11 protein-coding genes and 2 pseudogenes are annotated in these 12960 nt (G+C 28.5%); 4 read left to right on the top strand and 9 right to left on the bottom strand.

Annotation, left to right across the window (positions count from 1 at the left end; genetic code table 11):
• Positions 1-216 (bottom strand): annotated as a pseudogene (gene aspA / locus WBG30_RS03190) (aspartate ammonia-lyase); the annotation flags it as partial.
• Positions 217-430: 214 nt separating this feature from the next.
• Positions 431-1621 carry an NAD(P)-dependent malic enzyme gene (locus tag WBG30_RS03185; RefSeq protein WP_424503199.1) on the bottom strand — a complete coding sequence of 397 codons (1191 nt, stop codon included), beginning with the start codon at positions 1619-1621 and terminating at the stop codon, positions 431-433.
• 559 nt (positions 1622-2180) lie between these two features.
• On the opposite strand from WBG30_RS03185, the gene WBG30_RS03180 reads away from it, so the two are divergent.
• Positions 2181-3044 (top strand): MurR/RpiR family transcriptional regulator, encoded by an 864-nt coding sequence (locus tag WBG30_RS03180; protein ID WP_424503198.1) that lies wholly within the window; start codon positions 2181-2183, stop codon positions 3042-3044.
• Positions 3045-3089: 45 nt separating this feature from the next.
• Here WBG30_RS03180 and WBG30_RS03175 read toward each other — a convergent pair whose 3' ends face one another.
• Both WBG30_RS03175 and WBG30_RS03170 read right to left on the bottom strand, forming a co-directional pair.
• Positions 3090-3638, bottom strand: a complete 549-nt coding sequence (locus WBG30_RS03175; protein ID WP_424503197.1) for a Fe-S-containing hydro-lyase — start codon at positions 3636-3638, stop codon at positions 3090-3092.
• Positions 3639-3748: 110 nt separating this feature from the next.
• A complete protein-coding gene (locus WBG30_RS03170) occupies positions 3749-4591 on the bottom strand; it encodes a fumarate hydratase (protein ID WP_424503196.1) in 843 nt (280 codons plus the stop codon).
• Positions 4592-4857: 266 nt separating this feature from the next.
• Here WBG30_RS03170 and WBG30_RS03165 point away from each other — a divergent pair, with 266 nt between their 5' ends.
• Positions 4858-6861, top strand: a complete 2004-nt coding sequence (locus tag WBG30_RS03165; RefSeq protein WP_424503195.1) for an SIR2 family protein — start codon at positions 4858-4860, stop codon at positions 6859-6861.
• 64 nt (positions 6862-6925) lie between these two features.
• Here WBG30_RS03165 and WBG30_RS03160 read toward each other — a convergent pair whose 3' ends face one another.
• The 4 genes from WBG30_RS03160 to WBG30_RS03145 all read right to left on the bottom strand — a co-directional run bounded on the left by WBG30_RS03160 (position 6926) and on the right by WBG30_RS03145 (position 11018).
• The gene (locus WBG30_RS03160; protein WP_424503194.1) at positions 6926-7234 is read right to left on the bottom strand and encodes a hypothetical protein; all 309 of its coding nucleotides are present in this window, start codon (positions 7232-7234) and stop codon (positions 6926-6928) included.
• An 11-nt stretch (positions 7235-7245) separates the two neighbouring features.
• Positions 7246-8706, bottom strand: coding sequence for a uridine kinase family protein (locus WBG30_RS03155; protein ID WP_424503193.1), 1461 nt, complete (start codon positions 8704-8706; stop codon positions 7246-7248).
• Between the two features lie 32 nt (positions 8707-8738).
• Positions 8739-9692: a YegS/Rv2252/BmrU family lipid kinase gene (locus WBG30_RS03150; protein ID WP_424503192.1), complete on the bottom strand. Its 954-nt coding sequence runs from the start codon at positions 9690-9692 to the stop codon at positions 8739-8741.
• Positions 9693-9851: 159 nt separating this feature from the next.
• A complete protein-coding gene (locus WBG30_RS03145) occupies positions 9852-11018 on the bottom strand; it encodes an NAD(P)/FAD-dependent oxidoreductase (RefSeq protein ID WP_424503191.1) in 1167 nt (388 codons plus the stop codon).
• A 572-nt stretch (positions 11019-11590) separates the two neighbouring features.
• Here WBG30_RS03145 and WBG30_RS03140 point away from each other — a divergent pair.
• Both WBG30_RS03140 and WBG30_RS03135 read left to right on the top strand, forming a co-directional pair.
• A complete protein-coding gene (locus WBG30_RS03140) occupies positions 11591-11911 on the top strand; it encodes a hypothetical protein (protein WP_424503190.1) in 321 nt (106 codons plus the stop codon).
• Positions 11912-11968: 57 nt separating this feature from the next.
• Positions 11969-12181 (top strand): hypothetical protein, encoded by a 213-nt coding sequence (locus WBG30_RS03135; protein WP_424503189.1) that lies wholly within the window; start codon positions 11969-11971, stop codon positions 12179-12181.
• Between the two features lie 586 nt (positions 12182-12767).
• On the opposite strand, the pseudogene WBG30_RS03130 reads toward WBG30_RS03135, so the two are convergent.
• Positions 12768-12960: pseudogene (locus WBG30_RS03130) on the bottom strand (hypothetical protein); the annotation flags it as partial.

The raw sequence follows: 12960 nt of genomic DNA, 5'->3' as shown, positions 1-12960 counted from the left end.
AGCTTCTGCAACATCTTTCTCTATTACTCCAGCTTCTAAGTTCATAAGTGATGTAGCTTTTTTAACCATTGCCATTGATTTAATAAATGTCGATGATAATTTATATCCTGTGATTCCAAAGTTATTTCTTGCTCTTAGTGATTGAATACCATAATATGCATTTGCAGGTACTTCCATTGTTCCTAGTGAATCGCCTTCTGTCCTAAATTTAATCATTTTAAACTCCCTTTTATATTTAATAAATCAAATTAAACCTATACAACAAATAATGTTTATTTCTTTATTAAAAAGATATATATATATAAGTTTTATTTTAATAATTGATGTTTTATAATAATTAAAAAAATTTAGACATTAGACTTCCCTTTAAACCAATATCTACACTGAAGTAATGGTTTAAAGACCTACAATAATGCTAAAGTTTAAATAATTATTGTTTTCTAATTAAGTTATTATCTATAGCTATTTTTTTAACAGTTTCAGCTACAACTTTTGCTACTCTCTCATCAAATGGACTTGGAATGATATAATCTGACCTTAATTCCTCTTCCTTTAATACGTTAGCAATACCATATGCTGCTGCTCTCTTCATCTCATCATTGATTACTGTAGCTCCAGCTTCTAAAGCTCCTTTAAATAATCCTGGAAATGCTAATACATTGTTTACTTGGTTAGGGTAATCTGATCTACCTGTCCCAACTACTGCGGCTCCAGCTTCTAAAGCATCTTCAGGCATGATTTCAGGTGTAGGGTTTGCCATAGCTAAGATAATAGGGTCTGCATTCATAGATCTAACCATATCTTTAGTTACCATTCCTGGGGCAGATACTCCTACAAATATGTCTGTTCCCTTCATCATTCCAGCAACTGTATCTTCCTCTAAGTTTTCTGGTGTATCAATAATATTTTGATCTAATAATTCTTTTACTAAAAATCTATATTTGTCATATTTATCTTGCATTACAACACCTTTTGAGTTGTATGCATATAATGATTTAACTCCTAATCCTTTAAGCATTCTAGCGATAGATGATCCGGCTGAACCAGTTCCTATCATAGATACTTTTAAGTCAGAGATATTCTTTCCTAATAATTTAGCTGAATTTATTACTGCTGCTGTAACAACTATTGCCGTACCATGCTGGTCATCATGAAATACAGGAATATCTAATTCTTCAATTAATCTTCTTTCTATTTCAACACATTTAGGTGCTGCAATATCTTCTAAGTTTATTCCACCAAAACTAGGGGCTAATAATTTACAAGTTCTAATAATTTCTTCTGTATCTTTTGTATCTAAACAGATAGGAAATGCATCTACTCCACCAAATTCTTTGAATAAGATTGCTTTTCCTTCCATTACAGGCAGTGCTGCTTCAGGACCGATATCTCCTAATCCTAATACTGCTGTACCGTCTGTTATTACTGCAACCATATTTCCCTTAGCGGTATACTTATAAACATCACTTTTATTCTCAGCAATTTTTTTACAAGGTTCTGCTACCCCTGGTGAATAAGCTAAGCTTAAATCCTCTGCATTCTTAACACTTACCTTTGAAACAACTTCAATTTTACCTCTGTTTTCAATATGCAATTTTAACGACTTTTCATATACTGACATAGTTATGCTCCTCCGTTTTTCTAATTTTAATGACTCTTATTCTTAGTTTATCCCTATAAATAGTTTTTTACTAGTTTTTTTTAGTTTTTTTATTATTTTTTAATTTTATTATTTACAAATTAAATGTAGTAATTACGTTCTTTTCGACCCATCTTGATAGAAAAATTTCGAATTTTATTATATTGTTTTCCAATATTTTTAATAATTATTAAAATAAACTTTCCTTAACTTCGGATTATTTTACTGATATTAATCATTTTAAACAATATGATTACAGTTTTAAAAAATATGTATAATTTCACTTTCTCTAACTGAACCTATAATACGAAAAGTTATAGAAAATGTCAACACCTTTTTGAATAAAATTATTCTTTTTTTTTAATTTGAATAATTTTATTCTTTAATCATTCAAAATCAGAACTAAATTTAAAATATATTCCCTATCCTCTTTCCAGAGTTCTTGACAAAAGAGTGTAAAAATTATATCCTAAATCAAACAATAAAAAATGAGTTTTTTTATTTAAATACTTTATTCTACAAGTAGTTAAAAGGAGATGAGATGAAAAAAAGCAAATTTAGTTTAGAAGATAAAATTCAAAACATGGTACCAGATCTTCCACCAAAGCAAAGAAAACTAGCAGGATACATTTTGAAGAATTTAAAGCCATGTGCCTTCATGACCTCTACAACTTTAGGTACAGCTGCAGGGGTAAGTGAATCTACAGTAATAAGATTTGCTTCATACATGGGGTATAAAGGATATCCTGCTTTTCAACAAGAACTAAGAGAATCTCTAAAAAATGAGTTGTCTGCTTTGGATAAGTTTTCAATAGAAAAAGTTGAAGATGCATCTACCGTCTATCAAGATATTTTTGAATCAGAGGTCGGAATAATCAATAGAACATTAAAAGAATTATCTTCTGAAACATTTAATAATGCAGTAGAAGCCCTTTATAATAAAGAAAGTATTCTTACTGTGGGATTTAAAGGTTCTTATTGTCTTTCTAGTTATGCAGGGTATAATCTTAGCAAGATCCACGCTAAGGTACAAATAATAGATCAATGGAATGAAAGATGGTTTAATTATCTCAATGATCTTAGCGACAATACAGCAGCTATACTCTTTGGATTTCCAAGATATCCAAAAAATGTAGTAACAATAGCAGAAACTCTAAAAAAAAGAAATGTATCACTCATAGTTATTACAGATAGTGTGGTCTCACCTATAGCCGAATATGCAGATTTTTTATTTATTATCCCTGTAAAGAAGGCTTTTTTTGTAGATCATCTCTCTGCTGTTATGTGTCTTATCAATGCTCTTATTTTTTCTCTTTCTTATAAAGACAAAGATAAAACAGAAAAATATCTTAAAAGGTTTGAAAAATTTGCAAATGAAAATAATTTCTTTGTTAAAAGTGATTAATCAAAAAAAATATAGTGCTAAAAGCACTATATTTTTTCTTCTAAACTAATCTTCACGATTAAATTCTTTTTGACCCATCTCATAAAGATCATTTCCATGAATATCATTTATAACTATTGCAGGGAAATCTACTACTTCCATCTTTCTAATAGCTTCAGCTCCTAAATCATCATATGCAATAACTTCCGCTTTTTTTATAGATTTTGCTATAAGGGCTGCTGCACCACCCACTGCTGCAAAATATACAGCTTTATGTTTTTTTATATATTCCTTTACTTCATCACTTCTAGCACCCTTTCCAATCATTCCTTTTAATCCTACTTCAATTAATCTTGGTGCATATGGATCCATTCTATAAGACGTTGTTGGTCCTGCACTCCCAATTGCATTTCCTGGCTTAGCAGGAGTTGGTCCTACATAATACATTATTTGCCCCTTTGGATTAAATGGTAGGTCCTTTCCTTCATCTAATAGTTTAACCAGTCTTGCATGGGCTGCATCTCTCGCTGTATATATAATTCCAGAGATAAGTACCGTATCTCCTGCTTTTAAGTTTTCTATATCACTATCTTTTAATGGTGTTGTTAATTTCATTCTATAACCTCCATATATTAAATTCTAAAAAAACTTTATCACAGATAATAAATAAATTTTATTTCTTATTCATGATTTAATTTATCAATTCCAATAATTTTAAGACACTCTTATAAGATTACTTCCTTATGTCTTGCAGCATGACAGTTTAAATTTATAGCAACTGGTAATGAGGCAATATGACAAGGATAAGTTTCTACCTTTACTGATAATGCTGTATTTCTTCCACCTAATCCCATAGGTCCTACTCCTGTTTTATTTACTAATTCTAATAATTCATCTTCTAATTTAGCGTTTATAGGATTAGTACTACTATCATTTACATCTCTCATTAAAGATTCTTTAGCTAATAATGCCGCTTTTTCAAAAGAACCTCCGATTCCTACTCCTACAATAATTGGAGGGCATGGATTTCCACCAGCTTTTTTTATTGTTTCTACAACAAATTCCTTAATTCCTTCTATCCCATCAGCAGGCTTTAACATCCTTATAGCACTCATATTTTCACTTCCGCCACCTTTTGGTGCTATTATAATTTTCACTTTGTCACTTCCAGCCACTAATTTCGTATGGATTATTCCAGGAGTATTATCCTTTGTATTTACTCTATCTAACGGGTCTTTTACAACTGATTTTCTCAAAAATCCTTTTTCATAACCCCTTCTAATCCCTTCATTTACAGCATCATAGATATCTCCATCCATATAAACCTCTGTTCCAATCTCTAAAAATACCACTACTATTCCAGTATCTTGACACATAGGCACTTGATTTTCTTGAGCTATTTCATGATTTGTTACTATTTGATTTAATATATTTTTTCCTACAGGAGAATCTTCAGTTTTAGCAATTTTTTTCAAATTATCTAAAACATCTGAGCCTAAGTAAAAATTTGCTTCCATACACATTTTTTCTACAGCATCTGTCACTTTATTTAAATCTAAATTTTTCATACAACCACCTCTTAAATTATTAATCACGATATTAGTTTAGCTATTACAATATCATTTTTTTAACATTTTTAGTCATCATCAAACAATTTTCACTTTAATACTACACTATTTAACTTTTTTTTTCAATTAACTTAAGCACACTTTTAAAATTTATATGTATATTAACAAAAGTAATAGATAATATATATGCTTTTATTAAATTTCATTGTGAATAGAGAAAAAATAAAGTATAATTAATAAAGTATATTTATGCAGGAGGGAACGATTTGGAAACTTTTAAAAATGTAAACTATAAGAATTATGCACTTTGGATAGGTGATAATATAAATAAGAAATTAAATATTCCTACAAAAATCGAGTTAGCCTTAACGATCTACAAGGAACTCGATGAGGATATTCAAAAAAAAGTGGAAAACAAAGAGAGATTGACTGAAGTTTCTCAAGTGTTTTTAGATAGTGCTACTGGAAATATGATGAATCTAATTTCACTTCTCAACAATGAGTTAGAATTAGAAGGTAAATCAAATCCCTATTCACATCTTTCAGAAATAGATGTTATAGATACTGTAATCACCCACGATCATTCTGAAATTCTAGAATCTATATGGAAGGAAGGAAATATTCATAATATTTTTTCTGAGAAAGAGATTACAGGATCTAATGTTAATTTATTTAAAATCTTAGGAGATTATAATCATACTGAAAGAATAATATTAACTTCTCAAAATATGAGAAAAGTTAAAAAATTAAAATTATACGATCATTTTTGGGAAAAATTAAATGGAGAATTAAAAAATAAAAATTTGATTTTGCTAGGCTTCAATCTAGGGGAAGAAACTAAAGAGATTCTTAACTTGGTATTTTCTAAAACAAATTTATCTAATACAGATAGATATTTTGTAACTTCAAACCCAATCTCTTTAGAGGATGAATCATGGTTGATTTCAAATGAATTTAAATTTATCTATGAAGATGACCTAAATTTTGTAAAAAAAATGGCTTTATATTTTAATAATAAAAATATAGATCCCCTTAAAGAAGAATCTGAAGAATTTAAAGAAGTTGAATTAATAGAAGAGATTATACCAATTAAAATCAAAGAAAGCGAGTTAAATCCTGTAATTTCAGAAGAAAACATAAAAAAAGTAGCGGCAGAAGAGGAAATAAATGAATATATAAAAGAAAAACAATTAAAAATATTTGAGAAAGAAGATATCTCTATACTTACTAAAAAAGAATCCAAATTAAAAGGTAATGAAATCTGTGTCGAAAAAAAAGAAATAGTATCAGAAGATACTTTTGAAAATCTAAAAGAAAATATCGAAACAGAATCAATAGACCTCCAACCAATAGAAGAAAAATATATAGTAGAAAACTTAGAAATCCTTTTATACTTAGATGAAAGCACACTAAAAGGGGAAATAATCGAAACAGAAGTTAGAAATAGACAAAAAAGATTAGTTGAATTTAGGGAAAATAGATGCCCATCCTACAAAGTTGATGATTTTTCAGAGATCAACCACTATAAAGCACTAGATATAAAGATTCCTTTTGAATCTAATGAATTTCCTCAAATGAAATTAGAAAGAAAGATCTTTGGTGGAAAAGTAGATATAAAGTGTAATAATCAATCCATTTATGGCGTTGCAATTAAGTCTCATATGTCAGGCAAATATCAAGTTATAGATTTTAAAAATCACGACTTCACTTTAAAGCTTCTATTAGATGATGATAGAGTAATGAAATTTGCTTATAAAATTTCTGAAAATACTGTCAATATAAAAGGAAAGAACCTATATATTTTCTTTAAAAATTTACTTGACGGTTTTGAGTTAAACTTTAAAAATAAAAAAATCCAAGGTAATTTTAAAATAACTTCAGATGAACATGTGGAAAATTTAGATATAATTTTAGACACAATCGATAAATACCTCTCTATAAAAAAATATATAAAAACTAGAGATATTAATCTAAAAGAACTCCTTAAAAACACTAGAAGCCTAGAAGTTTTATTCAGTTATTATAATAATACTCCCAAAGTAACCAATGGAAATATTACTATTAGAGCTAGTTTTTCAGGTGACATAAATAGAATAGAAAAACTTGTATTAAGCTATCCTATCAGTATCAACTTTTTAGGGCTTACAAGATCGTTTATAGAATCAACTGAGATTGATATAAATGGTTCAAATATAACTTATACAGAAGACCAATTAGAAGTTCAGGCTTTCAATGCTGTTGAAAATACAATGTTTAAAGAAATTAAATAATCAAAACAGAAGGGAATAACCAAATAATTATTCCCCTCTTGTAAGTTGATTTTTTATTACCTCATTACCTCATTACCTCTATAGTCTGAACTTCTAAAAATTCAGGCCCTAAATCTATAGGATATCCATTTTTTAGGAGTCCTTGTACTTCTACTTTTTGACCCTGATACATATCTAAATTAATCTTTTTACTGTCTAGAGCTGTCAATGGTTTTCCTGTATCATCTGATAAAACATGGGTACCATACATCCAAGTAGACATTTGAATAGTAGTTAAAACACCACCTCTTTTTACTCTTAAGTCCCTACTGCTATTTGATGTACAACCTCCTAAGGCGATTAGGCATAATCCTATCAAAATTAGTTTTTTCATAAAACCTCCATCTAATACTTATAAAAATAACTCCCACCTATAAATTCCTTTAATATAGAGTTATCTGGAACTAGTTCTTTATCTATTTCTTTAAAATAACTCAAGAATTTTATAAGTCTTATAGCTTCTTCATAGTGTTGACTAGTTGAGTCTATCTTCTTTAATTCCTTTATTGCATATCTTTTTAATACTCCTAATTCATAAATTAAATTAGAGTTAAATATAGCGTCTGCTTCTTCCTGAAATGGGAATATATTTTTCTCCTCTCCTTTTCTTATGGAATCCCACATATCCAAAGTTCCGTTGGCAGATGTTCCACGAGAGAGAGAATCTCTTACAATTCTTCTTAATTTTCTGACTTCACTAGTCGGAATCCTATTATGATCATCAATATTTAATGCAGTTAAACAGCTAATATAGATCTTAAATTTATTTATTTTTTCAATATGATTAGTTAATTTTTCATTTAGACCATGAATCCCCTCTATTAATAGGAGTCCATTTTCAGAAAGTTGAGTCTTAATTCCCTTGGCTTCTCTCTGTCCAGTATTAAAATTATATATAGGAATTTCTACTGCTTTTCCTTCCGTTAACTTAACTAGATGTTCGTTCAATAAATTTAAATCTAAACCATCTATAGATTCAAAATCTTTTTCACCATTTTCATCTAAAGGTATATATTTTCTTCCTCTATAATAATTATCTAAGGATACTACTACTGGTTTTATTCCATTTGCCCTTAATTGAATCGCTAGCCTTTTGGTAAAAGTAGTTTTCCCTGATGAAGAAGGACCAGCAACTGTAACTAATTTAATATCTCTACAGTTAGTGATTTCATCAGCTATATAGGCTAATTTTTTTTCATGTAATGCTTCGTTAACTCTAATTAATTCTCCAATGTCACCCTCTTGGCTGACTTTATTTAATGATCCTACATCTGGAATATCTAATATCCACCCCCATCTTTCACTCTCACAAAATATCTTTGCTAACTTTGGGTGGTCTACACTACTAGGAAGAATATATTCTCCCTCTTTCAAAGGAGCTTTTAATATAATCCCATTATTATCCTTGTATTTTATAAGGTCGAATAAATTAATATAACCAGTACTAGGAAATAATCCATTATGAAAAAAATCATGAAATCCATCTATCTCGTATAAACTTATATCATGATCAGGAGAATATTCAACTAATCTAGTTAGATCTTCCCTAAGGTCAAAACATGAATTCCTAATAAATTTACAGCTCTTCATACTTTGTTTTTTTATAGTAATATCCGAATGAATTATCTCACTCATTCTCTCTTTTATTAACTGTACTTCATCTTCTGTAATAATTTTATCTTTTATGATTTCTATTAAAACTCCATTATTTAATGAATGAAGTATCTTTACTTTTGAATTTGGAAATAGATCATATGTAGCTTTAATAAATATAAATTTTAATGTAGAAAAATATTTTATGTTCATAGTTGGCCCCTCCTCTAATGTAATAGTGTAAATTACTTTGCTTTTTTGGGTAAACTCGATCTCAAATTTTTTAAAAATTTATCTATCTGCTTGGGTTTAGATTTTCTATACCCAAGTATATCGAGACTATCTTTTTTACAACTTATATGAAGTGGAAATTGTGGACCTTTTTCTCCATCCATATCTGTACGAATCTCCTCTGCACAATCTATTCTAATCTTATTAGTTCTAAAATAAGTTATTCCTTCGTCACCATCTTCTAAATGATTTCTAATTAAAAAATTTAAAAATGATTTTGCTGTATGCACTAGATCTGCTTTTACTATTATTACATCTAACATTCCATCATCTAACTCTGCTTTATATGCAATATTAATATTTCCAGCTGTTTTCCCATTAAAAATAAATACTAAAAATGCATCTCCTACATAAAAATATTCCTTTCCCTCTACAAATATTTTTAATTTTTTAAATTTTGGAAGTTCCTTAATTCCATTAATATAATAAGCCAGTTTACCCATTGTATTTTTATGATTTGTAGGAGTATTTTGAGATACCTCTGTAAATAGCCCAAAACTCAATACATTTACAAAAAACTTTCCATTGGCATAACCAAGATCTATTTTTTTTGACTCAGACATTATTATCTGTTCACAAGCTTCTTTGATAGTATTAGGTATACCAATACACTTCGCGAAATCATTTGCTGTTCCTGTAGGTAAAATTCCAACTGGAAGATCTATTCCTTTTCTCTTCATCATATTAATACTATCGCTAACTGATCCATCTCCACCAGCTAGGAGCAGATGATCCCATTCACCATCATTTAAGTCTTTGAAAGCATCTTCTAAAGATGCTTCATACGAAATTCTAAATGGAATTAATTGATATCCATGTTTTTGATATATTCCTATTATCGTATCAATCTTATTTATTATTTTACTATTCCCTGAAAAGGGATTATAGATTAACTTTACTTTTTTCACTTTATTATCACCTCTACCCTTATGTTTAGAAACTTTTTTTCTTGTAATTATATTATACTACAAAATATAAAAAAAAATAATAAGAATAGCTTAATTCTAGACGTTATCCCTCCTCAAAAGAGATATTTCACCTTTATTTCTAAAAAAATATTAAAAACTCTATTCATATAACCCATAAAGAACATCAAGCCCCTCTTTTGAACTTATCCAATTACTAACTTTTACAGATGTTTTCATATCACCAATAAGAATAGCTCCTACAATTTTATTATCTCTTACAAAGAATTTTCTATATACTCCATCTTTATTATATTTATAAATATCTACTCCATTTTCCTCTGTTTCTCCACCTGAAAATAAAGATATTCCTGTAACTTTAAGACGTATTTCAGGCAAAGTAGGATTATATTTTTGAATTTTTATTCCAGTCATATTCCCACCAGCAATCCCCCCCTGTTCCTTAGATGGTGCCCAAAGTCCATAAAGATTTCCCCTATATTCAGCGGCATCTCCTGCAGCAAAAATTCCATCAATATTAGTTTCCATATATTCATTCACGATAATTCCTCTATTAAAATCCACTCCTCCACTCTTACATAGTTCTAACCTTGGTATAATCCCTGCTGAAAGGACTATACATCCTGTGTTAAAAATAGTTCCATCTTCAAATTCTATTCCTTTTACACTTTCCCCACCTAAAATTCTTTTGATAGTTTTCCCCAATATAAATTTTATCTTCTTTTCCTCTAGTGCTTTCTGTAATATTTCAGACCCTTCCCTGTCTAGCTGTCTGTGAAGTAACCTATCAGCTGTTTCTATAACGGTAACATCTTTCCCTGAATTTACCAATGAATTAGCAGCTTCTATCCCTAAAACTCCTCCTCCTAATACCACAACACGATCACATATCTCTATATGTCGTATTATCTCATCTGAATCACTGGCACCACGAAATTTAAGGATTCCCTTTTTGTCTATCCCTTCTATATTTGGGTAACGAGGTCTAGCTCCAGTAGCTAATAAAAGTTTATCATAGTACATAATAGTTCCATCATCAAATTTTACTTTTTTGTTTTTACTGTCTATATTGACAGCTTCTTTATTTAAAATAACATTTATTTCTTTATCATCATAATAGACGTCACCATAAGCTATCAATTTCTCTATAGGCGTATTTTTTGCAAGATATTCGATAAGTCTTATCCTGTAGTAAAATGGCATAGGTGACTTAGTTACAACTGTTATTTCCCCTGTTTCATCCTGCTCTCTAGCAGCAAGTGCAGCAGATATCCCTGCAATTCCATTTCCTAATATAAGATATTTCATTAGTTCCCCCTTTTTTGCTTTTATTTTATTTTATAGCTACAAATTTTATTAAATACTTCCTTCTTCTTAATAAAAGAATACCACTTAAAGTTGGATCTGATGTAATAAATAAAAATTTAATTTTTAACTTCTAACTATTATAGAGTTTTTGTTAATTATTATATGCTATATAGCTATATAGCTATATATATAACTTGTTATATTTTATTAAAAGTGATACAATAATTTTGAGACGTTAGCCTGTCCTATTAGTTGGGGTACCGAGTTACTTCAACGCTTGTGCGATACTTTTGTATCGCACTTTTTTTATACTAAAATAATTTTGGGTATAAAAAATTGATTTCATTGGCTTTATTTTTGGGGATTCTAAATTTAATATTCTGTGCCTTTTTCTTCCTTTGAGGACTACGTTTTTATAATCAGTTACTCCTATTCCATTATTTTAATATATATTATAAGAAAAGGTAACTTCTAATTTCATTTTTAAGTAAATCTAAAATATTAAAGGAATATAGATATTAAAGAAGTATAAAAAGACATAGCTATAAAAAATATAATGTAGAGGGGTTAGAATGAGTAAAGAAAAAATTAAAGGTTTAGAAACAAAGGGAGAAGGGTTTATTATATCATGGACAAATTTAAAAAAATGCGGATATATTAAATATAATGGGAAAAAAAAATTGATAAACGATAAAAATTTTGGATACAATGAAGTGGAAAAATTAGAATTATTGGATGCTTTGAAAGGTGAAGATAGATATCTAAAAGTTGAATTTATTATAGTTGAAATTACTAAAAGAAATACTTTTTTAAAAAAAATAAGACTTAAAAAAACCAAAAGCAAGGAAGATTTATATTTTGAAGAGATATTTTTAGGAGAAAAACTATCTTAAAGAAAAAAGTGAATTCTAATTGAAAAACCTAAGAGAATAAACTTGGGAGGCTGTTTTATGATTAATAAATTAAATAAAATCAAAGAACTAAGAAAAGCAAATAAATTAATTGCCGAAGAAAAGTTAAGAAGATTAAAAAATGATTATAAAATCGAAAATAAAAATGAAAAAATAGCCCAAAGAATTGAAGATATGAAAAAAGAAATAAAGAAATTAGAAAAAGATTTAAAAAATTTGGCTGATCTAGAAAAAAAATTCAAACAAGAATAGGCAGTAATTTTTATAAAGGCTTATTACAAGGTTTCTGTAAATTCTAAAAATTAAGGGAGTATTCCAAATTTATTGTAAATTAATTTTAAATCTTCTTAGTTGAAAGAGTACAGTCTATTAAACTAAGGAGGTTTTTTTGATAAGAAAAATAAAAAAGAGGTCGGTCCATTGGTTTAGAAGGTAACGAAAGTTCTAAATCTTGGCTTAAAGTGTTATGTCCACTAAGATTAAGAAGGATTTTAATAATATTTGAAGATAAATTAGACAAAAATAGTAAAAGAAAAGGGTATCATTTAAAACACCCTTTGGGCGTTTCCCGAATTACGTGTACATTCAATTCCTAACTACTAGAGGAGAGCTGTTAAAACAGCTCTTTTTTTACATATATTTGTCTACTTGTTCTGGATAAATTATCACTAACATTCTTAATATTTTTTCCCAAGATCGTATTTTTGAGTCCATTTTTTAGATATATTTTACGTTGTTAAATAAAGTATTTTTTCTAATGATTCATCAGTAGGGAATTGACTTCACATTGAACTAAGTAACGTCTAGAGTTATTATTAGTATTTCTACCGTATTTAGACTAACCAAGAGTTTCATCCATTTCAGATTCAAGCATCAGAGAAACCATGTCTTTAAAAATATCTTTCATAATATTTTGTGCATCAGAAATATTTTCAATATCATTTTCTTCAAAGATCTTTTTAACCAATGGATTAATATTTTTCGCTTTTTTAATCATAAAAAATCCCTCCCTAATTACTAGATTATACCTC

Source organism: Psychrilyobacter sp., assembly GCF_049671765.1.
GTDB lineage: Bacteria > Fusobacteriota > Fusobacteriia > Fusobacteriales > Fusobacteriaceae > Psychrilyobacter.
The sequence above is the reverse complement of the archived record's forward strand: the minus strand, read 5'-3'. Positions and strand labels throughout refer to the sequence as shown.